Origin of the sequence: Burkholderia sp. HI4860 (assembly GCF_002223045.2) — a bacterium.
Taxonomy (GTDB): Bacteria; Pseudomonadota; Gammaproteobacteria; order Burkholderiales; family Burkholderiaceae; genus Burkholderia.
In genome coordinates, this window is sequence record NZ_NKFO02000003.1 from 671,933 (window position 1) to 696,454 (window position 24,522).

Genomic DNA, 24,522 nt, shown 5'->3' on the forward strand with positions numbered 1-24,522 from the left:
GGCCGCCCGTTGCCGATGCGCGGCGGCATGCGCATGTATGTGATTACTCGACCACCAGCCCGTCGATGTGCAGCGAATCGATCAGGATGCTGACCCGTTCGCCGCGCTTGATCGGCCCTCCCTTGTTGGAAAACACCATCCAGTATTCGCGTCCGGTCTCGAGCTGACCGGTCTGCCGCAGCGCGCCGATCTGGTCCATCACCGGAATCACGAGCATTGCGTGGCTCGTTTCGCCGTACAGATAGACGGTCGCTTTCGTGTCGCCGAGCAGCCGCGCCTTGTCGGGATCGGTCACGCGGTAGCTGAAACGGATCAGGTTGCCGGACGCGGTGCTGCGCACGTGCAAGTTGTCGATGCCCTTCGCCATCTGGTAGTAGGCCTTCGCCTGCCGCGGCAGGCTCACCGGCAGGTACGGCGAGTGCCGGATGGCCCCGGGTCCGGCCGGCGCATCCTGCCCGGCCGCGGCCGGCTGAGGCCGGACCGCGGCGAGGCAGGCAGCGCCCGCGAGCAGCAGCATCGATGCCGCACGGACGGCCGCCCGTTTCATTGCATCGCTCCCGTGAGCGGCGCGGGTAGCGCCTGCGCCGGGGTCGGCGCCGGTAGCCGCACGGGCGGCTGCGCGCGTGTCTGCGCCGGCAACTGCCCGGGCGTCTGCGTGCGGGCGCGCGGCGGCGTCCGGGCCGGGGCCTGCAGCAGCGCAGCCGATTGCGGCCGCGCCAGCGCCGGAGACTGAGCCAACGCGCCGGCCGGCAGCGGCCGGGTCGCCGGCGGAGCCAGCCGCGCCCCTGCCAGCGGCCGCCTCAGCGCCGGCGCCTTGATCGGCGGCAGCGGCACGTTACGGCTGAAGATGGCCGGGATTCCGCCGATCCCCGGGATGCCGCCGATGCCCGGGATGCCTCCACCGCCCGGGATGCCACCGACACCCGGAATTCCACCGCCGCCCGGGATGCCACCACCGCCCGGGATGCCGCCGCCGCCCGGGATGCCACCGACACCCGGAATTCCACCGCCGCCCGGGATGCCACCGCCGCCCGGAATACCGCCGACACCCGGGATGCCACCGCCGCCCGGAATTCCGCCGCCTCCGGGGATCAGCGCGGCCAGGCCGGTCGGCTGGCTCCCCAATGCGAGCGGGTCGATCGGCGTACCGCCGCCGAGCAGCCCGCCGAGCAGGCCAGGCGCGACGTACTCGACCGCGCCGATGTCGTAGCCGTTGGCTTGCGGCCGCGGCGTGCCGAAGATGTCGTGATTCGGCGCGCCGTTCGCGGTGGCCGCCCCGATCGCCGGCGACGTGCCCTTGATCGAGTAGTTGCCCATCATCACGTTGTAGCCGGCACTGCCCGGCTGGAGCGCCTCGTTGGACAGCGACAGCGGCCCGTACGACATGTTGATCCACTGGTTGCCTTCATCGGGCGTGGCCGACGGCATCAGCCCGAACAACGGGTTCGGCAACACCGCGTCGGCGATCCCGGGCGGTACGGCAAAGCCGTTCCCGCCGGCTTCCGGCGGCACCCGCGAGCCGTTGCAGTACTGGCTGGTCGTCTGCGGGTCCGCTGCCTTGTTGGTCGCGTCGTAGCCGGCCGTGCTGGTCATGATCGAGTACTGCGGGTTCATGGTCAGCCCGGACTGGTGATTGGCCGGCCCGGTGTCGCCGTACGCGCCGATGTCCCAGTAGAACGGCGGGGTCGCGCCGCCCGTTACGCAGAAGCCTGTCGATTGCCCCTTCTGGTTCAGCACCGGGTTCAGCGTGACCGCGTTCTGCAAGCCGGGTATGTTCGGGTTCGGCTGCGCACTCACCGAGATGTAGAACGAGCGGTTTTGCCAGAACAGGTTGTTGCTCAGCACCGGATTCGAGAACTTCGTGCAGTTCGGCGCGTTCGCGGGACAGGTGACTTGCCCCGTGAAACCCGCGGGCGGAACGAACGCCGCCATCAGGTTCTGCGTATGCGTCGTCGTCTCCAGCCCGGCCGGCTGCTGCGTCGATGTCTCGATGAAACTCGTGCAGGTCGAGTCCGCGCTGGTCGTGCTGCTCGTGCATCCCGGCGGCGCCACGTTCGACTGCGACGCGGCCGGCGTATTGAAGAGCACGCCCGCCGACGCCGTCGCATCGTTCGCGATCACCGTGTTGTTGATGAAGCTGACGCGCACCGCATCCTGCAGCGACACGCCGCCGCCCGACCAGCCGGCCACGTTGTTCGCGATGATGTTGTTGATCACGCGCACCTGGTACCAGTTGTTCGGATTGCCGAGATTGCGTTGCACGTCCGTGCCGTTGACGTTCTGCAGCCGCAGGCCGCCGCCCTTCCCGCTTTCCGCCGTGTTGCCCATGATCAGGTTGCCGTCGATCACGAGATTCGGGCCGATGCCGTCGGACAGCTGCGGCGCGCAATCGACGTCGACGGTCGAGTTCTCGCAGAACGTGCCGTCGGGCGGCACCCCCTGCGCGATGATCCCGCCGCCATACGTCGGCAACGTCGGGTTGTTGCTCTGGTTGAACAACACCACGTTGTGCGACAGGTCGCCGTTGTAGCTGAACCCGAAGTGCGAGACGCCGCCGCCGTCGCCGCTGCTCATGTTGCCGCAGACCCAGTTGTAGTTGAAGCGGTAGTAGTCGGCGCCCGAGCACAGCGTCACGCCGCCGGCCGAGGATGGCGTGGTCGAGTTGATCTCGTCGCCATACGACGCGTTTGCCGTGACGGCGTTGTGGTGAACGTTGACGAACGTGTTGTACATGAACGGCAACTGCGTCACGCCGTCCGCGGCGATGTTGCCGTCCGGCACTTCCACCTGGCCGACCGTGATGCCGCCCGACAGCGTGCCGGCATTCCCGGTCACGCGGTTGTTCGATACCTCCGTGTAATGGTTCCAGCCGTGCAGGAAGATCCCGCCGCCGCCCTGCGAGCTGTTGGTGACCGTGACCCCGTCGATGCGCGACGGGTTGCACAGGAAGTTGCCGTAGTTCGGGTTGTTCGGGTCCGTCGTGCAGTCGTGCGCCGTGAGCATCGTGCAGATGCCGTTCGCGGTGCAGTTCGTGCTCGGCTGCACCCCCTTGGCCAGCACCGTGATGCCCGCGCCTTCATACGCGCCCAGCAGCGACGGCTCGATCAGCAGCTCGCCCAGGTTGCCGTTCTGATTGCTGTCCCAGCCGACGGTCGGCTCGAACGGAATCGGATCCACGTGCCCCTGCATCTGCACCGGGCACTGGTAGGTGCCTGACGGATCGTACGGGTTGTTGGTCGACGAGATCGGCTTCGTCGGGTCGTACGTGGCCGAAATCACCCCGCCGTTCAGCGACGTGCCGAACAGGCACGCGATCAGCCTGCGCCACGGATCGAGCTTGCCGGACGGATGCGTATTCGCATTGATCGTCACCGACGCGGCACCCACGCCTTGCAGCCGCACCGGCTTCCACATCACCAGCATCTCGTTGTACGTGCCCGGACCGACGACGATCATGTCGCCCGCGCTCGCATTGTTGATCGCCGTCTGGAGCGCATTGCTCGCGCCGTTCTCGCCGCTCACGTAGGTCGGCGCCTTGCCGCCGATCGTCACCGTGACCGCATCGATCGACCGCTTGCCGTTGCCGGCCGTGATTACGAGCTCGCCGCACTGCGTCGCGGGTGCGCCCATCTGCTGGATCGTGCAGGTCGACGGCACCTTCAGCGACGGGAGCGACGGAAGGCTCAGGTCGGGCGCAAGCACCACGATCTTCGAGTCGCTCCACGACACGACCGTCGCATTGACGCCCGCGATCGTGACCGAGCCGGTGCCCTGCGTCGCGCCGAAGCCGTAGTGGCGCGTGATGAACTTCTGGTTGAACGGCGCCGTGGTCTGGCTCGGTCCGGTATACGCGTGGTTCACCACCTGCTGGTCGCCCAGCGCGTTGATCGTCAGTTGCTTGCCGGGCGCGCTGACCCACGGGCCCGCGCCGGCGCCGATCGCATCGCCGGTCACGCTCGAGATCGCCGGCGTCGCATCCGGATACGCGCAGTCGGGCTGGTTATAGCCGTCCGCGAAGGACTGCACCGGCACCACCGGCGTATCCATGTACTGCGTCTGTCCGGGCATGAACGGAATCTCGTAACAGAACTGGCTGTATGCCGGGTTGTACAGCGGATCGGCAATCGTCTTGCCGGGGTGCTGCGGATCGGGGATCGGGCCCGGATCGTTCATGCACGCGACCATCATCGTCGGCGCATACCCGGTCGGGTTCGGGGGGTTCACTTCCCAGGTCGAGAACGTCAGCCCGTTGTAGATGCCCCATTGGTCCGTATAGGTGCGCGAGGTTTCGTTGCCGGAGAAATCCTTGAACGAGATCGGCACGTTCGGCACGGCGAACTTCTCGCCGAACTGCGGCGAATACGGGTCGAACTCCGACGAGAAGTCGTCGAGCATGAAGCCCGTGTAGTGCGCCGCGACGTGCGTCGAGCTGAAAATCCAGAACTTCGCGAGCACCGATTCCTCGTCGGTCAGCATCACCTCCTTGCGATCGCACAGATGCCGCGATGCACCCGCGAACGGCGCGACTTCCTTCGATCCCGGGAACAGGCTCATGTAGTCCGGCACGATGCGCAGCTCGCCGACGCACGGCCAGAACCGCTCGACGCTGCCGGTGTCGCCTTCGGCATGGGGCGTCGAACCGAGGTTCGTGGTCGGGTTCTGCGGGTTGTTCTTGTTGTACGTCGAGTTCACGGCGGCCTGGTCGGGCAGGATGAAGACCGCGCCGATGCCGGCGAACTGCTGCGTCACGGGCGCGATGTAGTTGTCGCCGATCAGGATGTTCTTGTCTTCCTCCTTCACCAGTTCGTAGCCCGGCGGCACGATGATCTCGACCACGTACTTGCCGGCCGGCAGCATCGGCGTGCCGTCGACGGGGTTCTTCCCGACGCAGATCGTGCAGTTCGACGCGACCGGCTTGCCGTTCGCATCCGTCGCGGTCACGCTCGGGAACTTGTACATCCCGTCATACGGCGCCGGCTGGATCTGGTTGAACGCGTGCATGCCGTCGTAGCACTTGTACTGTGCGTTCGCGGGCAGCTGGCGATGTTGCGGATCGAGCCAGTTGGTGCTGTTCTTCAGCGTGAAGTAGAACGGGTCGTTCGGATCCTGGCCCGGGCAGTTCATGTTCGGCGTCACGCCGTCCGCGCGGAAGCCCTGCGCCCAGTCGTCCCAGCTCGCCGTCTTGGTCGTGTCCACCAGCGTCAGGTTGGTCGTGCCGTCCGTGGCCGTGCCCTCCTGGTACAGGTTGACCGTGACGTTCGGCACGTTCGGTGTCCACTTCGTGTGGATCAGCAGCGTCGGATCGTCGAACGGCCGCGTCGACGCGTAGATCACCTCGCCGCGTATCCCGCCGTTCTCGCCCTTCGCGAACGGCGTCTTGCCGTACTCGATGAACGAGTTCTGGCCGGAGAAGCCCTGCCATGCCTCCGTGCCCGTCCAGGGCGGATCGACCCGCCCGGTCGAGCCGCTGCCGGTCGACGCGCAGTCCGCGTCCGCGCAATACCGGGCGCCCGGCACATGCAGGTTCGACGGCAGCGGCACGGTTTCGGCCGTGTTCGCGAAGTACGCGGCCACCGTCGAGTGCCCGCTGCCGGCAGCGCCGGTGCCGTCCACCGGACCGCCCGCGTCGTACACCACGTGCGTGCCGGTCGACTTGAAGCGCGTCAGGTCGTCGTCGACCACATACCAGTTGAACAGCGGAAACACTTCGTTGAACGGCGCGTAACCATTGCCGTCGGTCGCGTTGAAGTTCGAGAAGCTGCCGTCGCGGAACCGCATGTTGACCGATGCCAGCGCGATGCCGGGGTCGTCAGGATGCGAGACGCCGTCGCCGTGCAGGTCGATGAAGGTCCGCGTATAGAGGTTCGTATGCCACTGCAGCACGGACAGGTCGCCGACGTCGACCGTCGTGCTCCCGTTGGCCGCGGGCAACTGGACCGCCTTGGCCAGCCCGTCGACGATCTGGTCGTTCCATTGATCGAACACGGTGATGCGGGTCGTGCCGCTCGGCAAGCCGCTGATCGTGAACCGGCCCTGGCTGTCGCATTTCGTGAAGCCGTAGTCCTCGCTGTCCGGATCGCCGACGCTCACATAGCATTGCGAGAACGCCAGCGAATCGCGCGAACCGCTGCTGTACAGGTTCTCGTTCGGCGGGCGGCTGTAGTGCAGGTTCGTCACGCGGCCCGTGAGCGTGTTCGGGCACGGACCGGTGTCGCATATCCCGGTCTTGGCCGCGTTGGTCCTGCGCGCGTTGATGATCTTCGGATTCGCGAAGCCGATCGACACGTGATAGCCGGCCGGCCCGAACTCCTGGAAGTACGCGGGGCCGCCGACCTTGATGAACGCGTCGTGCGCCTTCTGTCCGTCGAGCGTGTTGGTCTGCAGCCACTCCTCGCCGCGGCCGATCCGGTCGGCCGCCGGTGTCGCGATCACGCCGTAGCGGCCCGGCATCAGGTTGGCGATGATGGCCTGGCCGACGAGCGGCGACAGCGTCTTGCCGTCCGATTCGTATTTCGGGCAGGTCGGAATCATGCCGACCAGGCCGTCGGTCGCCGTCGAGATCGGACACGCATTGAGCCCGGTGAGCGGATCGACGGTGCCTTGCAGCGAATTCGACAGCGGCATGTTGAACATGTCGTAGGTCATCTGTCCGGTCGGGTCGCCGGTGCCGCCCGCATCGTCCCAGAGCTTGATCTCGAATCCGCCGAGCCCCGGCTCGCGTGCGGTGCCGAATCCGTCGGACCCGCCGCTGACGTCCACTTCGCCGTTCAGCGGCGCATCGTCCTCGAACACGAACACCGACAGCTTCGCGGTCTGGTACGGCGTTTCCGTCAACAGCACGTTGAGCTGCCCGGCCTGTCCCGCACCGGTCTGTCCGGCCTTTGCCGCCGCGACCTGCGCGGGCGCAATCGGCGCGCCGCCCATGCTGTGGCCGCACTTGCCGGTGCCCGGCGCGAAATCGGCGCCGCTCGGGCCCGACGGGCAGTCGAGCGCGATGCTGAATGGCCGCTTGCCGTCCGGCGACACGCCGCCGCCGTTCGTGAACGTGTTACCGGCATCGCCCGGCAGGATCGAGATGTAGTAATGCTTGGTCGGATCGAGCGCCACGTACTTCGGATCGACCGGCGCCTGTTGCGAGACGTTCGGGCCGGTGCGGCACACGCCGTTGCCGACGTCGCATACGGTCGCCACGTGCGTGTTGGACACCGGGTCGTACACGGTCTGGCCGGATTCGCATGCGACGGTGCCGACGCAGCCCGACGCCACCACCGGCATGTAGCTCGTGTGGAAGTTCGTGCCGAGGCTCGGGACCGGCAGCGGCGGGCAGTTCGCCGGCCGCCCCGTCGCGGAATTCACCTGGCAGGCCGGATCGATCTGCATCGTGCGGTCTTCCTCGATGATCCAGCGATAGTCGGTGAGCTTGACCGCCTTGTTCGGCGCGGTCGCATCCGGCGCCATGCTCGGCGCGTCCATCACGTTCACGACCAGCCCGCTGCCGGGATTGAAGGTCACGGTCACCGTCCCTGCATTCGCGCTCGTCTGCATCTGCGTATTGGTGACCTTGTACTGGAACGTCATCGTCTGCGCGGCCGCGCCGTTGCCGACCCGCGGCGTCGACGGCACCGCGGTAAACGAGCCGTCCGGATTCAGCGTCACGGTGCCGTTCGTCGCGCTCGACGCGACGATTTGCGCGGTGAGCGGCAACCCGGCCGGATCGTTCGCGCTGGCGAGCACGCCCGGTGCGCCGACCTGGATCTGCGACGCGATGTTGCTCGCGAAACTCGCATTGCCGGCCGTCGGGACCGACAGGCACTTGTTGCTCGTGGTGCAGGCGGTCAACGTCACCTTCGCCGTCACCGGCGGCGTGCCGTTGGTCGACTGATAGACGAAACTGTCGTTCGCACTGCTACTCGATAGATACGTGAACGTACCGTCGGTGTTCAACGTGAGCGTGCCGCTCGCGGGCGGCGTCTGGACCTTCACGCCGTACACGCCGGAGTCGCTCGCGATCACGCCCTTGGCCGGATCCGACACGGTCAGCGTCGTGCCCGGCACGAAGTAATAGTTCGCACCCGCGGCGGTCGGCGTTTCGCCGATGCCGGCAGTCGCCGACGGTTGGGCGTTGTTGACCGCGATGTAGCCTTGCATCCCGCCATCGCGCATGTTGTTGGTCGACAGGCTCAACTCGCGGTCGTATACCGGCATCGCACCGGCGGCCGGCGCGTTCAGCATCACGTCGTAGCTCTTGCCGGCCGCCATGAACACGGCGTTCTGGATGCGCGCGGCGCCGGGAATCACGTTGCCGTCCTCGGCGATCAGCGTGAAGCCCGGAACGGACGGATTGCCCGTTTGCGCGCCGACCACGGCCGGAACGTGCATGCGCAGCCCGGCGTTCACCAGGCGCACGAGCACCTGCCCGGTCGACGGCGGCACCATCGCGCTCGGCGGGAAAGCCGACGCGTTCGGGTTGGTGCGATCGAAGGCCACGCCGTTGATCAGGTAGTAGCGCGGATCGTAGTTCACCACCGGCGGATAGCAGGTGCCAAACGTGACCGACTTCGAGTCGCCGCATCCGCCGGGCTGCCCCGACCACGCGGCGGTTTCGCTGAAGCCCTTGGTCGCGACGGCCGCGGCAACAGCAGCGTTCTGCACCGGATCGATCTCGCTCATCACGAGCGGCACGTCGGCGTCATAGCAGGACACCGAATTCGGATAGGCCTGTTTCGTCGATGCGCACGTCGAGCTGGGGACGCTCGGGCTCTTCACCACCAGCACCCCGTAGAGGCCCATCGGCCCCTGGATCGACGGGTGCGTGCCCGACTCGAGCAGGTAGGTGCCGGGCTTGAGATTGGTCCAGGTGAGCGTCGTGTGCGATTTCGGATCGGTCGACGCCGCCACCTCGGTCCCGAACGACTGGACGCGCGGCCCTTGCGCGGGCGGCACGAACGATGCCATCGGCGCGGTCGAGGTCGCCGTGACGATCGGCCAGGTCGTGGCGGTCTGCGTCGGATGGACCGGGCTCGGCGTGGTCGTCGGCTTGTCGCCCAGACCGCCGCCCAGCTGGCCGACGATGACGAGCGAGGTCGGCACGGGCGCGGGCAGGTTGTTCGTCAGGTTGATCTGCAGCTGCCCGGCCGGCACGGTGACGACCACCGGCGACCAGTTCGCGCCGGCGGCCGGATTCGCCGCCGCGCAGGTCGCATTCGCGGCCGGCACCGTCGCCACGGCAGCCGGCGTGCAGCTGTAGCCCCACATCGGCACGGCCTGCCCGTCCGGCATCAACGCCGTGGACGCTTTCGCCGTCAGATTGACGACCGCTTGCGCGAAACAGGCTTCGCCTGCCGTCAGCAAGATGGATGCCGCGACCCCCGCCTTGAACAGATCAAGGAGCGTCGCCGTGAGCTTGGTGGATCTCATCGTCTTTCTCCCCACCCCTAATTGGATTCGTCGATCGGAAATACCGGAGGATCAACGAGCATCATCATCATCATTCCGCCCGGGAAGATGTTGTTCGTCGTGATCTCGCGCTCGTTATGCGAGTGCCACATGAACGCGAAGCCTGCTTCCGTCGCCGGCGGGTTCAGGATCGTGTTGCTGGGTGGCGACGTGCCGGTCGGCGCCGTCGCACGCACGGTCGCGTCCGGCCCGAGATAGGGACTGCCGCCATACCAGAAGCCGTTCGTCAGGATGTTCGAGTCCGGCAACGTGACCGGCCCGCCGCTGGCGACCTTGCCGAACGGCGCCTTCTCGAGCGCCTTGCCGTGGTCCTGGCACCACTCGTAGTAGTTCGGCGCGTTGCGCGGCGCCGGCGGGTTCGACGCCGTCGTGTAGTAGCCGTTCGCGTCGGGCACGCAGACGGAGCCGTCGCCCGGGTAGTGCGCGTAGACGTCCCAGTTCAGGCCCTTGCCGGTCCAGTAGAAAATCCCGTCCATCGTCGCGCCCGGCGTCGTGGTGGTCGTGAACAGCAGCGGGCCGGCCGGCAGCCGCGGGTTCGCCGGGTGGTTCGGGTCGACCGGGCTGAGCAACAGGTTGCCGTCGCGCGCCAGCACGCGCACGTGGTTGCCGTGCTCGTGGAACGGATGCTGCCAGCGGCCGGTGCCGATGATCCGCAGCAGCACCAGTTCGCCCGGATGCATGTGCGGATTGCCGTTGTACGGCTGGTGCGGGTACTGCGGCGCGTAGTTCGGATCCATGTCGTCCGGCATCGAGCGGCCGTTGACCATGAAATAGGCCGGGTGATAAGGCTCGGTCTCGACCGTCATGCAGCCGGTCGGCCTGGTGCACGACGTATTCGCCGCGACCTGCTGCTCCGCCTGCTGATGGATGCGCGGATCCATTTCGGAGAACTGAAAAAGATACTCACGGTCATAGCACGCGGCGCTGTTGTCGAATGCCGCCGCTGCGTTGCGGAAATCGCGCTGGCCGAACGGCCGGCCCGAATCCGGCAGCGCCATGCAGCCCGCCGTGTTGACCGCCGTATTCGGCAGCACGATGATCGCGCCGTACATCCCCATCTCGATCTGCAGATCGCCCTGCGTGCCGCTGTAGTACGCATGCGTGCCCGGCGTCGCCGCGACGAACGTGTAGGTGACCGTCGCGCCGTGCTGCGCCTCCTGCGCGAGCAGCCCGGCAACGCCGGAGGTGCCGGTGCAGGTCTTGCCGTCCGGGCTCAGGGTGCCCGTGCACACGACGAAGCCGGGAAACAGCATCGACGTGTTGCCGGCTGCCGCCGGCAGGTTGTTGGTGAGTGTCACGGTGATGATGTCGCCCTGCCTGACGATCAGCGTCGGACCGGGGATCTGCATCGTCGGACAGGTCGCGCCGGTGATCGTCGACGGCGAGAAGACGAGCGGCGTCGCGCTGGTCGCCGCGCAGCCGTAGCCCCACGAATAGACGCTCGTGCCGTCCGGCTGGGTGATGCGCGCTTCCTGGGCCGTGAGGTTGAAGACCTTGCCGGTGATGCCCGGCGCGGCGGCGTGCGCGTGCACCGACAGCAACGCGGCGAGCGTCGCGACACCGACGCGTGCGAGCCGTCCGAGACGGGCGAGCGTCGCGGTCCACGCATGATGAGTGATGTGTCCCACGGCTTTTCTCCTCAGGGCAGGACTTCCCGGCCGGGGGCCCGCCCGATGATGCGGGCGGCCCCTGGTCATCAAAGAGTGCAATGCTTCGTGACCGGATCCACGGCGCTGCAGATGTGGACCTCGGTCATCAGGCCGCCGAAGTTCTCCTGATCGTTCGACAGGTGATCGAGGTTCGGCGTGTACAGGTAGAAAATCTGGCCCGAGTGGTACTTCGTCTTGTCGCTGGCGTCGAGAATCAGGTCGAGCGACTCGCCGCCTCCGAGCGTGATCGAGTTCGTGTCGTAGGCCATGTTGTTGCCGGCCATGTCGCGCAACATGCGGGCATTCAGCGCGATCACGTGCATCGGGATGCCGAGCGACGCCAGCGTCTGGTATTCGGTCACGTCGAGATCCGAGATCCGCAACAGCGCGCGGCCGCCGGCCGGAATGTTGACCAGCGTCGGCAGCGGTTGCGACGGATGCATCGCACTGTCGGACGCGGGCGTCGACATCGCGCCTTGGGTCACCGTGTCCGGATAGCTGCGGCCGTTCAGCAGGAAGAACTTGTCCTTCATGTCGGTGAACGGTTCGGGATTGAACGTCATGCCGACGAAGTGGAAGTTCGGATCGAAGCCATGGATCTGGATCGGATACTCGACGTCGTACGCGGTCGAGCCGTCGCCGTCGTTGTATGCGTAGAGCGACAGCGTCTCCGGCGTGGTCGGCGGAATGTTGACGTTGGCCGCCCGCACGAGGCCGTTGTTCTGCGGCGGCACCGGCGTCGAGCACAGAATGTCGTTGCCGCAGCGCGTGCGCAGGTCCGACTGCTGCGTCATCAGCGCGTCGTACAGCGACACGCCCTTCGGCACCCGGTCCTGGCGCGGCCGCACGTAGATCTGGCCGACCATGCCCATCTGCAGGTGCTCCGGCGGCGTGATGTGACAGTGCCAGAAATAGGTACCCGCATCCGGCGCGAGATAGTAGTACGTGAAGCTCGCGCCGATATTGATCGCGACCGACGCGTCCGGCACGCCATCATAGAACGACGACGCGTTCGGATAGCCGTGGAAGTGCACCGTATGCTTCTCGAACAGGTCGGGGCGCATGATCATCCCGACGTTCGTGAGCGTGAGGAAGAACTCGTCGTCCTCGTCGATCGCCATCATCGGCGCGGGCTGGTTGCCGTTCATCACGCCGATGTCCATGATCGGGCGCGGATCGACGTGGCCGGTCAGCGCGCCGCCGGCATCCGGATCGGGCGCGAGACCGACCGCGCCGTTGTAGGTCGGGTCCGTCCTGGGGTCGCCGACGGTGTTGAACACCGACGCGAGCTGCGTGCCCGGCAGCCCGGCCTTGATGTCCGCGAGCCCGGACAGCGGGCCGAACGCGAACAGGTAGGTCTGCACGCCGTTGGCCATCGTGGCGTAGCCGTCGCCGCCCGAGATCTGCTGGCACTTGATCGCGCCGTTCACCGCGCCGGTCGACGTGGAATTCTGGCCGGTATAGGTCGGCTTCGTGTAAGCGGGTTCGCCGACACCGGGCGCCAGCGCGGTCGGGTGCGACGGCGTGGTGAACGGGCACTGGACCCGGAACGACTGGGCGAACGAGGGAACGGCGCACATCAGGAGCAACAGTGCCGCCACACTGCTGCAACACGCGCGGGTACGGAACATATGACCTCCATCCAAGGGGTCAACCAGCGATACGGGCTGGACGTCATGCTGTGCTGCGGACGCGGGCCGACGAAGTCTTCGCATCGGCCCGTATCTGGATTCTGCAGAGGTGCGCGGCTGGCCGGGATGGGTCACCCCCCTACTTTTGCATAGGGGGGCTCCGGCACGCGAAGGGGCGACATGCTCCGCACGGAGGGGACGTGCGACGTTCGGGCAGACGCGTCGTGGCCCAGGGTTTGTCCGATGCAACACGCACGACGACCGTCGACGTATTGCCGGAATTTTCCCGATAGCAGAAATTAATTAAAATCGCGGGGGTGGCGGTGGATCGTGCAGGACGCGGCAAGCGGTGCCGGCCGCGCTGCAACGAAGCGGATCTTCGATCGCGGCAAACCGGGCGGTTGCCGGAAAACGGGCAAAAAAAAGCGCCACGGAGACCGTGGCGCTAAAAAAGTTCTAGCCATTCCGAGGGCCGTGCTAGAACCTGAGAGACTGCGCGAAACATCGTTGCCGGTTAAACTCTTGAAACGATGTTTCGAAAACGTGAGACATTCTTTCCGTTTCCGCCCGACAAGTCAAGCGGTATTTGCACCGGTTCATGCACTTTCTGGCAACGCTCATTTGAGCGTTTTCCTAATAAACCAAGGGTGAACCCGTAAAATCTCATCCGATGACCGGTTCGCCCGCAGAACATGCATCCTTTGACAATAGTCCTACAATACCAACAAAATTGAAATCGAGTTTCGGAATTAGAGAGAATCCCTCGTGTCGACAACTGTAACCCCTCCCGCGTCGCGGGACCGTGAATCGTCGCCCGACGAGATCACCGCCCTTGCCCGCGGCCTCGCCGTGCTACGCCGCATCGCGGCGGCCGACGCGCCCGTCAGCAACCGCGAGCTGACCGAACTGACCGGCATCCCGAAGCCGACCGTCTCGCGCATCACCGCGACGCTCGTCAGCGCCGGCTTCCTGTTCCAGTTGCCCGACAGCGAGCGCTTCGTGCTCACCGCGTCGGTGCTCGAACTGAGCCACGGCTTCCTGCGCAACTTCGACATCCGCGCGCGTTCGCGGCCGTTCATGATCGAGCTGGCCGAACGCACGTCGCTGTCCGTGCACCTCGCGGTACGCGACCGGCTCGACATGGTCGCGATCGACGTGATCCGCCCGCGTTCGGCCGTCCTCGTCACGCGCCTCGAAATCGGCTCGCGGATGGACATCGCGCGCACCGCGGTCGGCCGTGCGTATCTTGCCGCACTCGAGGACGACGAACGCCGCCAGTTGCTCGAGTCGCTGCGCACCACGGCGGGCGACGACTGGCCGCATGTGTCCGCCCGCCTGACCCCCGGTCTGGACGAGGCGATGCGCGACGGCCACGCGATCGCGATCGGCGAATGGCGCGAAGGCCTGAATGCCGTCGCGGCCGGTTTCGTCGGCCCGTCGGGCCAGCGCTATTCGGTGAATTGCGGTGGCGCGTCGCACCAGTGCCCGCCCGAATGGCTGCACGAACACGTGGTGCCCGCGCTGCACGAATGTATCGCGAAAATCACCCGCGAGATCGGCGGCGCACCGGCCCGTCGCATCAGCGTGTAAGCGTTTCGTCATCGCACTGTCGCGTTCTGTAACGACCGTAACCCGTTGAAAGATAGACCACTGGACTGTAACGGGGACGGGACGTAGGATCATGCCCATCGTCGCGCCGCACTCGCGGTGCGCACCGCTCTTTTCCCGCGCACACCGGCGGGGGCCCGGACCGAGCCGTGCGCCCCCTCCCCGGCACCGCTCGCCCACGCGCAGCCCAGCAGTCCGATTTCCGGCCCGCCGCGCCGTCTTCCTGACAGATCACGATGGATAACGAACAAAAGCCCACGCCTCCTTCGAAAGACCCCGCGTCCCCCGCCGCGCGGCGCCCGCGCCGCACGCTGATGGCCGGCGCACTCGCGGTCGTCGTCATCGGCGGCCTGCTCTGGTGGCATCCGTGGAACCGCACGCCGGCGGCCGGCAGCACGGCGCAAGGCACGGCGGCCAGCGCCGGCGGCGCAAAGCGCGGCCGTGGCGGCCCCGCCGCGATGGCGAACGTTCCGCAGCCCGTGCAGGTCGCGACCGCGACCCAGGGCGAAATGCCGATCGTGCTGTCCGCGCTCGGCACCGTCACGCCGCTCGCGAACGTGACGGTCAAGACCCAGCTGTCCGGCTACCTGCAGTCGGTCGCGTTCCAGGAAGGCCAGATCGTCAAGAAGGGCGACCTGCTCGCGCAGATCGACCCGCGCCCGTACCAGGTCGCGCTCGAGAACGCCGAAGGCACGCACGCGCGCGACTCGGCGCTGCTCGCAACCGCCCGCCTCGACCTGAAGCGCTACCAGACGCTGCTGTCGCAGGACTCGATCGCGTCGCAGACCGTCGATACGCAGGCCTCCCTCGTCAAGCAATACGAAGGCGCGGTGAAGACCGACCAGGCCGCGATCGATTCCGCGAAGCTGAACCTCACGTATGCGCGCATCACCGCGCCGGTGTCGGGCCGCGTCGGCCTGCGCCAGGTCGACCCCGGCAACTACGTGACGCCGGGCGATACCAACGGCCTCGTCGTGATCACGCAGCTGCAGCCGATGAGCGTGATCTTCACGACGTCGGAAGACAACCTGCCGCAGATCCTCAAGCAGGTGAACGCGGGCCAGAAGCTGTCGGTCACCGCGTACAACCGCAACAACACGGTGCCGCTCGAGACGGGCTCGCTCGCGACGCTCGACAACCAGATCGACACGAGCACGGGCACGGTCAAGCTGCGCGCGAACTTCGATAACAAGGAAGGCATGCTGTTCCCGAATCAGTTCGTGAACACGCGCCTGCTCGTCGACGTGCTGCGCAACGCGACGATCGTGCCGACCTCGGCCGTGCTGACCGGCTCGATCGGCCAGTTCGTCTACGTCGTGAAACCCGACAACACGGTGACCGTGCGCAAGGTCACGATCGGCCCGGTCGACGGCGAACGCACGAGCATCGTCAGCGGCGTGTCGGTCGGCGAGCGCGTGGTGACCGACGGCTCCGACCGCCTGCGCGAAGGCGCGAAGATCTCGATCCCGGCCGACAAGCCGAAAGGCGCGTCGGGCGCGCGCGGCGCCGTTGCGGCGTCGGGCGCATCGGATGCCGGCGGCCATCGCGGCGGACACAAGCACGGCGCGTCGCAGGCAGCGGCCCCCGCGGCCCAGTAACGCGCGGGCCGCTCGATGAATCCATCCCGCCTCTTCATTCTCCGGCCGGTCGGCACCGCCCTCCTGATGGCGGCGATCATGCTGGCCGGTCTCGTCGCGCTGCGCTTCCTGCCGCTCGCCGCGCTGCCCGAAGTCGACTATCCGACGATCCAGGTCCAGACCTTCTACCCGGGCGCGAGCCCGGAGGTGATGACCTCGTCGGTCACCGCGCCGCTCGAACGTCAGTTCGGGCAGATGCCGTCGCTGAACCAGATGTCGTCGCAGAGTTCGGCCGGCTCGTCCGTGATCACGCTGCAGTTCTCGCTCGACCTGCCGCTCGACATCGCCGAGCAGGAAGTGCAGGCCGCGATCAACGCGGCCGGCAACCTGCTGCCGTCCGACCTCCCTGCCCCGCCGATCTACGCGAAGGTCAACCCGGCCGATGCGCCGGTGCTGACGCTCGCCGTCAAGTCGAAGACGCTGCCGCTCACGCAGGTGCAGGATCTCGCCGACACGCGCCTCGCGATGAAGATCTCGCAGGTCGCGGGTGTCGGTCTCGTCAGCCTGTCGGGCGGCAACCGCCCGGCCGTGCGGATCCAGGCGAACCCGACCGCGCTCGCGAAGTACGGGATGAACCTCGACGACCTGCGCACGACGATCTCGAACCTGAACGTGAACACGCCGAAGGGCAACTTCGACGGCCCGACGCGCGCATACACGATCAACGCGAACGACCAGCTGACGAGCGCCGACCAGTACAACAGCGCGGTCGTCGCCTACAAGAACGGCCGCCCGGTGATGCTCACCGACGTCGCGACGGTCGTCGCCGGCTCGGAGAACACCAAGCTCGGCGCGTGGGTGAATTCGGACCCGGCCATCATCCTGAACGTGCAGCGCCAGCCGGGCGCGAACGTGATCGCGACCGTCGACGCGATCAAGGCGCAATTGCCGAAGCTGCAGGAAACGCTGCCGGCCGCGCTCGACGTGGAGATCGTCACCGACCGCACGACGATGATCCGCGCCGCCGTGCGCGACGTGCAGTTCGAACTGATGCTCGCGGTCGCGCTGGTCGTGCTCGTGATGTACCTGTTCCTCGCGAACGTGTACGCGACGATCATCCCGAGCCTGTCGGTGCCGCTGTCGCTGATCGGCACGCTCGCGGTGATGTACATGGCCGGCTTCTCGCTGAACAACCTGTCGCTGATGGCGCTCACCATCGCGACCGGCTTCGTCGTCGACGACGCGATCGTGATGATCGAGAACATCGCGCGCTACGTGGAGGAAGGCGAAACGGGGCTCGAGGCCGCGCTGAAGGGCTCGCGGCAGATCGGCTTCACGATCATCTCGCTGACGGTGTCGCTGATCGCGGTGCTGATCCCGCTGCTGTTCATGGGCGACGTGGTCGGGCGCCTGTTCCATGAATTCGCGATCACGCTCGCGGTGACGATCGTGATCTCGGCGATCGTGTCGCTCACGCTCGTGCCGATGATGTGCGCGAAGCTGCTGCGCCATTCGCCGCCGCCCGAGAGCCATCGCTTCGAGGCACGCGTGCACCGCGCGATCGACTGGGTGATCGCGCGCTACGCGGTCGCGCTCGAATGGGTGCTGAACCGCCAGCGCTCGACGCTCGTCGTCGCGCTGCTGACGCTCGCGCTGACCGGCCTGCTGTACGTCTACGTGCCGAAGGGCTTCTTCCCCGCGCAGGATACCGGCGTGATCCAGGCGATCACGCAGGCGCCGCAGTCGATCTCGTACGGCGCGATGGCGGAGCGCCAGCAGGCGCTCGCGGCCGAGATCCTGAAGGATCCGAACGTCGAGAGCCTCACGTCGTTCATCGGCGTCGACGGCAGCAACATCACGCTGAACAGCGGCCGGATGCTGATCAACCTGAAGGCGCGCGACGAACGCTCCGAGTCGGCCGCGCAGATCATCCGCGACCTGCAGCACCGCGTCGCGAACATCACCGGCATCTCGCTGTTCATGCAGTCGGTGCAGGACCTGACGATCGACTCGACCGTCAGCCCGACGCAGTACCAGTTCATGCTGACGAGCCCGAACTCGGAGGAATTCGCGACCTGGGTGCCGAAGCTCGTGGCCCGGTTGCAGCAGGAACCGTCGCTCGCCGACGTCGCGACCGACCTTCAAAGCAACGGCCAGTCCGTCTACATCGAGATCGACCGCCCGAGCGCCGCGCGCTTCGGCATCACGCCGGCGACCGTCGACAACGCGCTGTACGACGCGTTCGGCCAGCGCATCGTGTCGACGATCTTCACGCAGTCGAACCAGTACCGCGTGATTCTCGAGTCCGAGCCGAAGGACCAGCACTACGCGCAATCGCTGAACGACATCTACCTGCCGTCGGCGGGCGGCGGCCAGGTGCCGCTGGCGTCGATCGCGTCGTTCCACGAGCGGCCGTCGCCGCTCTTGGTCGCGCACCTGTCGCAGTTCCCGTCGACCACCATCTCGTTCAACCTCGCGCCGGGCGCGTCGCTCGGCGAGGCGGTCAAGGCGATCGACGCCGCCGAGAAGGACATCGGGCTGCCCGCGTCGTTCCAGACGCGCTTCCAGGGCGCGGCGCTCGCGTTCCAGGCATCGCTGTCGAACCAGCTGTTCCTGATCCTCGCCGCGGTCGTCACGATGTACATCGTGCTCGGCGTGCTGTACGAGAGCTACATCCACCCGATCACGATCCTGTCGACGCTGCCGTCGGCCGGCGTCGGCGCGCTGCTCGCGCTGATGATCACCGGGCACGACCTCGACATCATCGGGATCATCGGCATCGTGCTGCTGATCGGCATCGTGAAGAAGAACGCGATCATGATGATCGACTTCGCGCTCGAGGCCGAGCGCGTCGAAGGCAAGCCGCCGCGCGAGGCGATCTACCAGGCGTGCCTGCTGCGCTTCCGGCCGATCCTGATGACGACGCTCGCCGCGCTGCTCGGCGCGGTGCCGCTGATCGTCGGCTCCGGCGCGGGCTCCGAGCTGCGCCAGCCGCTCGGGATCGCGATCGCCGGCGGCCTGATCGTGTCGCAGGTGCTGACGCTGTTCACGACGCCCGTGATCTACCTCGGCTTCGACTCGCTCGCACGCCGCGTGCGCGGCTGGTTCGAACGCCACGGCCCGCAAGCCGGCCCGCGCACGGATGCGTAATCGATGAACCTGTCGCGCCCCTTCATCACCCGCCCCGTCGCGACGACGCTGCTCGCGATCGGCGTCGCGCTCGCGGGCCTGTTCGCGTTCGTCAAGCTGCCGGTGTCGCCGCTGCCGCAGGTCGACTTCCCGACCATCTCGGTGCAGGCGTCGCTGCCGGGCGCGAGCCCGGAAACGGTCGCGACCAGCGTGACGAGCCCGCTCGAGCGGCACCTCGGCTCGATCGCCGACGTGTCCGAAATGACGTCGACGAGCACGGTCGGCAACGCGCGGATCATCCTGCAGTTCGGGCTGAACCGCGACATCGACGGCGCCGCGCGCGACGTGCAGGCCGCGATCAACGCGGCGCGCGCCGACCTGCCCGCCGCGCTGAAGAGCAACCCGACCTACCGCAAGGTCAACCCGGCCGATTCGCCGATCATGATCGTATCGCTGACGTCGGAGACCTCGTCGCCCGCGAAGCTGTACGACGCCGCGTCGACGGTGCTGCAGCAGTCGCTGTCGCAGATCGACGGGATCGGCCAGGTGTCGGTCAGCGGCTCCGCGAACCCGGCCGTGCGCGTCGAGCTCGAGCCGCAGGCGCTGTTCCACTACGGGATCGGCCTCGAGGACGTGCGCGCGGCGCTGGCCTCCGCGAACGCCAACGCGCCGAAGGGCGCGATCGAATTCGGCCCGCAGCGCTACCAGCTCTATACGAACGACCAGGCATCCCAGGCGTCGCAATATCGCGACCTCGTCGTGGCTTACCGCAACGGCTCGGCCGTGCGGCTGTCCGACCTGTCGGACGTCGTCGATTCGGTCGAGGATCTCCGCAACCTCGGCCTGTCGAACGGCAAGCGCGCGGTGCTCGTGATCCTCTACCGCTCGCCCGGCGCGAACATCATCGACACGATCGACCGCGTGCGCGCGGCGCTGCCGCAGCTCACCGCGTCGCTGCCGGCCGACATCACCGTCACGCCCGTGCTCGACCGCTCGACCACGATTCGCGCGTCGCTGAAGGACACCGAGCACACGCTGCTGATCGCGGTCAGCCTCGTCGTGATGGTCGTGTTCCTGTTCCTGCGCAACTGGCGCGCGACGCTGATCCCGAGCGTCGCGGTGCCGATCTCGATCATCGGCACGTTCGGCGCGATGTACCTGCTCGGCTTCTCGATCGACAACCTGTCGCTGATGGCGCTGATCGTCGCGACCGGCTTCGTCGTCGACGATGCGATCGTCGTGCTCGAGAACATCTCGCGGCATATCGAGAACGGCAAGTCGCGCATGCAGGCCGCGTTCGACGGCGCGCGCGAGGTCGGCTTCACGGTGTTGTCGATGAGCATTTCGCTCGTCGCGGTGTTCCTGCCGATCCTGCTGATGGGCGGCATCGTCGGGCGGCTGTTCCGCGAGTTCGCACTGACACTGTCGCTCGCGATCGCCGTCTCGCTCGCGGTGTCGCTCACGGTCACGCCGATGATGTGCGCGCGCCTGCTGCCCGAGTCGCACGACCCGCAAAACGAAGGCCGCTTCGGGCGCTTCCTGGAACGCTGTTTCAGCCGCATGCAGCGCGGCTACGAGCGCTCGCTGTCGTGGGCGCTGCGCCGGCCGCTCCTGATCCTGCTGACCCTGTTCGCGACGATCGGGCTGAACGTCTACCTGTACATCGTCGTGCCGAAGGGTTTCTTCCCGCAGCAGGACACCGGGCTGATGATCGGCGGCATCCGGGCCGACCAGTCGACGTCGTTCCAGGCGATGAAGCTGAAGTTCTCCGAGATGATGCGGATCGTGCAGGGCAACCCGAACGTGAAGAGCGTCGCGGGCTTCACCGGCGGCACGCAGACCAACTCGGGCTTCATGTTCGTCACGCTGAAGGATCGCACCGAGCGCAAGCTGTCGGCCGACCAGGTGATCCAGCAACTGCGCGTCCCGCTGTCGGATGTCGCCGGCGCGAGCACGTTCCTGCAGGCCGCGCAGGACATTCGCGTCGGCGGCCGGCAGAGCAACGCGCAGTACCAGTTCACGCTGCTCGGCGATTCGAGCGCCGACCTGTACAAGTGGGGGCCGATCCTGACCGAGGCGCTGCAGAAGCGCCCCGAGCTGACCGACGTGAACTCCGACCAGCAGCAAGGCGGCATGGAAGCCATGGTGACGATCGACCGGGCGACGGCCGCGCGGTTCGGCATCAAGCCCGCGCAGATCGACAATACGCTGTACGACGCATTCGGCCAGCGCCAGGTCTCGACGATCTACAACCCGCTGAACCAGTACCACGTGGTGATGGAAGTCGCGCCGAAGTACTGGCAGAGCCCCGAGATGCTGAACCAGGTGTGGGTCAGCACGTCGGGCGGCAGCGCGAACGGCTCGCAGACCACCAACGCAGCGGCCGGCACCTACGTCGCGACGGCCGCCGGCACGTCGAGCGCCGGCACGGCCACGCAGAGCGCCGCGGCGATCGCGTCCGACTCCGCGCGCAACCAGGCGCTCAACTCGATCGCGGCGAGCGGCAAGTCGAGCGCGTCGTCGGGTGCGTCGGTGTCGACGTCGAAGTCGACGATGATCCCGCTGTCGGCAATCGCGACGTTCGGGCCGAGCACGACGCCGCTGTCGGTCAACCACCAGGGGCTGTTCGTCGCGACGACGATCTCGTTCAACCTGCCGCCCGGCGTGTCGCTGTCGCAGGCGACGCAGGTGATCTACCAGACGATGGCGCAGGTCGGCGTCCCGCCGACCATCGTCGGCAGCTTCCAGGGCACCGCGCAGGCGTTCCAGCAGTCGATGAACGACCAGCCGATCCTGATCCTCGCGGCGTTGCTGGCCGTCTATATCGTGCTCGGGATCCTGTACGAAAGCTACATCCACCCGATCACGATCCTGTCGACGCTGCCGTCGGCCGGCGTCGGCGCGCTGCTCGCGCTGCTGCTGTGCAAGACCGAGTTCAGCATCATCGCGCTGATCGGCGTGATCCTGCTGATCGGGATCGTGAAGAAGAACGCGATCATGATGGTCGACTTCGCGATCGACCAGACGCGCAACAACGGAAAGTCGTCGTTCGACGCGATCCACGAGGCGTGCCTGCTGCGCTTCCGCCCGATCATGATGACGACGATGGCCGCGCTGCTCGGCGCGCTGCCGCTCGCGTTCGGCCACGGCGACGGCGCCGAGCTGCGCGCGCCGCTCGGGATCGCGATCGCCGGCGGCCTGATCGTGTCTCAGGTGCTGACGCTCTATACGACGCCGGTCGTCTACCTGTATATGGACCGCTTCCGCGTGTGGGCCGAGAAACGGCGCAACCGCCGCGGGAATAACGGCGGGCCGGCCATTGCCGGGGAGTGATGAAGCGGCCGCCTTGTGCGGCCGTTTTTTTGCGCTTGAACCGCGGCGACGATCGGCTATCGTGAGTCCATGCCCACCGCTGCGCCCTTCACGGGGACCCACCATGAACGTCCAGCTCAACCATACGATCGTCTGGTGCCGCGACAAGCACGCGTCGAGCCGCTTCCTCACCGAGCTGCTGGAATTGCCGCCGCCGACGCCGTTCGGCGCGATGCTGGTCGTCCCGCTCGGCAACGGCGTGTCGCTCGATTTCCATGAACGGTCGGGAGCGATCGCGTCGCAGCACTACGCGTTCCTGCTCGACGAAGCAGGCTTCGATCGCGTGCTCGCGCGCATTCGCGAGCGCGGGCTGCCGCACTGGGCCGATCCGGCGAAGCGGCAACCCGATGACATCTACCGCCACAACGGCGGCCGAGGCGTGTACTTCGACGATCCGGACGGCCACTTCCTCGAAGTGATGACGCAGCCTTACGTGCTGAACGGCTAGTTCGACCGGCCGGCGTTGCACCGGCCCGTACCGTGACGCGGATGCCGCCCCGCTCGGGACGGCATCCGGCCGACCGGTGTTACTCGGCAGCGTCCGCCGCCGTCTTGCGCGGACGACGCGCGCGCGGGGCGGCCTTGCGGGCCGGCTTCTTCGGCTTGGCAGCGGCCGGCGCTTGCGCAACCGCGTCGGCATGGGCTTCTGCCGGCGCCGCGTCGTGCGATGGCTGGGCGGCGGCTCGCTCGCTGCCGGCATCGCCTGCCGCCGGCCCGGCGTGCGTCATCGTGAGATGCTGCTCGTCGCCCTGCTCCGCGTCGCGATGCGCGTCGTCGGCATGCTTGCCGTGCGCGTGCTTGTCGTCGCCGTGCTTCGGCGCGCCGTGCCCGGCGTCGTCCGGCGTCCCGGTTGCCTGACGGCCTGCGCGCTTCGCGGCGGCGCCCTTCTTCGCGCCGGCCTTCTTCGCCGCGGTCTTGCGCGCGCGCTTGCGGCCATCCTTCGCATCGCCATGCGCGTCGGCCACTTCGGCCACGTCGACCGTTTCCGCCGGCGACCCCATCGGTACCGCCTCGGCCACCTCGGCGACGTCGGCCACTTCCGTCTCGTCCGCTTCGACCTGCACGCTTTCGTGCGTGACCGCTTCCGCCCGCTGCCCGCGACGTTGCGCATTGCGCCCGGCCCGCGCCGGCTCGGCCGCGCGCGCACCGTGGTGCGCGCCGCCGTGTCCGCCGCCGTGCCCGCCGCCTTCGCCGCCCGCCGTGACGTGCTCCGCGGCCGCCTGCTGGCGTGCCCGCGACACGAACGCGCCCGACTTGTCGTCACGCCCCACTTCGAGCAGGCCGCGCGCCTGCGCCTCGTCGAGCAGGTTGCCGAACGCGCGGAATCCGTAATACGACTCGTTGAAATCCGGCTTGCGGCGCTTGATCGCGCTCTTGAGCACCGACGCCCAGATCTTGCCGACGTCGTCCCGCTCCGACGCGAGCGCGTCGAACGTCTCGACGGCCAGCGCGATTGCCTCGGCCTTGCGCGCGTCCATGTCGTGCTTGCGCGACGACGGCTCGTCCGGCCGCTTCGCGCCGCCGTTGCCCACGCGCTGCTGCTGTTCCCGCTTCGCGAGCGCGCGCTGCTGCTCGCGCACCAGGTCGTCGTAGAAGATGAATTCGTCGCAGTTCGCGACCAGCAGGTCCGACGTCGATTTCTTCACGCCGACGCCGATCACCTTCTTCGCGTTCTCGCGCAGCTTCGACACCAGCGGCGAAAAGTCCGAGTCGCCGCTGATGATCACGAACGTATCGACGTGCGACTTCGTGTAGCAGAGGTCGAGCGCGTCGACGACGAGCCGGATGTCGGCCGAGTTCTTGCCCGACTGGCGCACGTGCGGAATCTCGATCAGCTCGAAGCTCGCCTCGTGCATCGACGCCTTGAAGCCCTTGTAGCGATCCCAGTCGCAATAGGCCTTCTTCACGACGATGCTGCCCTTCAGCAGCAGGCGCTCCAGCACGGGCTTGATGTCGAACTTCTCGTACTTCGCGTCGCGCACGCCGAGCGCGACGTTCTCGAAGTCGCAGAACACGGCCATGCTGACGTTGTCCAGGGGTAATGCCATGTGTACTCCAACCAGTGGGCCGATGCGTTGTAGGACGTAACGGCGAAAAAAG

Annotated in this window: 10 protein-coding genes; 5 read left to right on the plus strand and 5 right to left on the minus strand. The window is 67.2% G+C overall.

What is annotated here, in order from left to right:
• Window positions 1–43 precede the first annotated feature (43 nt).
• The 4 genes from CFB34_RS18375 to CFB34_RS18390 form a co-directional block, all read right to left on the minus strand.
• Entirely contained in the window at window positions 44–547 is a 504-nt protein-coding gene (locus tag CFB34_RS18375) for a hypothetical protein (RefSeq protein WP_089439600.1), read from the minus strand.
• The gene (locus CFB34_RS18380; protein ID WP_242808681.1) at window positions 544–9,417 is read right to left on the minus strand and encodes a choice-of-anchor Q domain-containing protein; all 8,874 of its coding nucleotides are present in this window, start codon (window positions 9,415–9,417) and stop codon (window positions 544–546) included. The genes CFB34_RS18375 and CFB34_RS18380 overlap by 4 nt, the downstream gene beginning before the upstream one ends.
• 17 nt (window positions 9,418–9,434) lie before the next feature.
• Window positions 9,435–11,084, minus strand: coding sequence for a multicopper oxidase family protein (locus CFB34_RS18385; protein ID WP_089439599.1), 1,650 nt, complete (start codon window positions 11,082–11,084; stop codon window positions 9,435–9,437).
• A gap of 68 nt (window positions 11,085–11,152) precedes the next feature.
• Window positions 11,153–12,736, minus strand: a complete 1,584-nt coding sequence (locus tag CFB34_RS18390; protein WP_089439598.1) for a multicopper oxidase family protein — start codon at window positions 12,734–12,736, stop codon at window positions 11,153–11,155.
• Window positions 12,737–13,501: 765 nt separating this feature from the next.
• Between CFB34_RS18390 and CFB34_RS18395 the strand changes: the two genes are divergently transcribed.
• From CFB34_RS18395 to CFB34_RS18415, 5 genes are all read left to right on the plus strand, one after another.
• On the plus strand, window positions 13,502–14,326 hold the full coding sequence (locus tag CFB34_RS18395) for an IclR family transcriptional regulator (RefSeq protein WP_089439597.1): 825 nt from the start codon (window positions 13,502–13,504) through the stop codon (window positions 14,324–14,326).
• Window positions 14,327–14,580: 254 nt separating this feature from the next.
• Entirely contained in the window at window positions 14,581–15,942 is a 1,362-nt protein-coding gene (locus tag CFB34_RS18400; protein ID WP_089439596.1) for an MdtA/MuxA family multidrug efflux RND transporter periplasmic adaptor subunit, read from the plus strand.
• 15 nt (window positions 15,943–15,957) lie between these two features.
• Window positions 15,958–19,071 carry an MdtB/MuxB family multidrug efflux RND transporter permease subunit gene (locus CFB34_RS18405; protein WP_089439595.1) on the plus strand — a complete coding sequence of 1,038 codons (3,114 nt, stop codon included), beginning with the start codon at window positions 15,958–15,960 and terminating at the stop codon, window positions 19,069–19,071.
• Window positions 19,072–19,074: 3 nt separating this feature from the next.
• Window positions 19,075–22,383, plus strand: coding sequence for an efflux RND transporter permease subunit (locus tag CFB34_RS18410; RefSeq protein ID WP_089439594.1), 3,309 nt, complete (start codon window positions 19,075–19,077; stop codon window positions 22,381–22,383).
• 103 nt (window positions 22,384–22,486) lie between these two features.
• Entirely contained in the window at window positions 22,487–22,870 is a 384-nt protein-coding gene (locus tag CFB34_RS18415) for a VOC family protein (RefSeq protein WP_089439593.1), read from the plus strand.
• A gap of 79 nt (window positions 22,871–22,949) precedes the next feature.
• On the opposite strand, the gene CFB34_RS18420 is transcribed toward CFB34_RS18415, so the two are convergent.
• Window positions 22,950–24,470, minus strand: a complete 1,521-nt coding sequence (locus CFB34_RS18420) for an NYN domain-containing protein (RefSeq protein WP_089439592.1) — start codon at window positions 24,468–24,470, stop codon at window positions 22,950–22,952.
• Between the last annotated feature and the right edge of the window lie 52 nt (window positions 24,471–24,522).

Bases quoted from the DNA above. Each gene is read 5' to 3' on its own strand.
- CFB34_RS18410 (WP_089439594.1), top strand. From the start codon at position 19,075: ATGAACCTGTCGCGCCCCTTCATCACCCGCCCCGTCGCGACGACGCTG.
- CFB34_RS18400 (WP_089439596.1), top strand. From the start codon at position 14,581: ATGGATAACGAACAAAAGCCCACGCCTCCTTCGAAAGACCCCGCGTCC.
- CFB34_RS18375 (WP_089439600.1), bottom strand. From the start codon at position 547: ATGAAACGGGCGGCCGTCCGTGCGGCATCGATGCTGCTGCTCGCGGGC.
- CFB34_RS18380 (WP_242808681.1), bottom strand. From the start codon at position 9,417: ATGAGATCCACCAAGCTCACGGCGACGCTCCTTGATCTGTTCAAGGCG.
- CFB34_RS18420 (WP_089439592.1), bottom strand. From the start codon at position 24,470: ATGGCATTACCCCTGGACAACGTCAGCATGGCCGTGTTCTGCGACTTC.
- CFB34_RS18390 (WP_089439598.1), bottom strand. From the start codon at position 12,736: ATGTTCCGTACCCGCGCGTGTTGCAGCAGTGTGGCGGCACTGTTGCTC.
- CFB34_RS18405 (WP_089439595.1), top strand. From the start codon at position 15,958: ATGAATCCATCCCGCCTCTTCATTCTCCGGCCGGTCGGCACCGCCCTC.
- CFB34_RS18415 (WP_089439593.1), top strand. From the start codon at position 22,487: ATGAACGTCCAGCTCAACCATACGATCGTCTGGTGCCGCGACAAGCAC.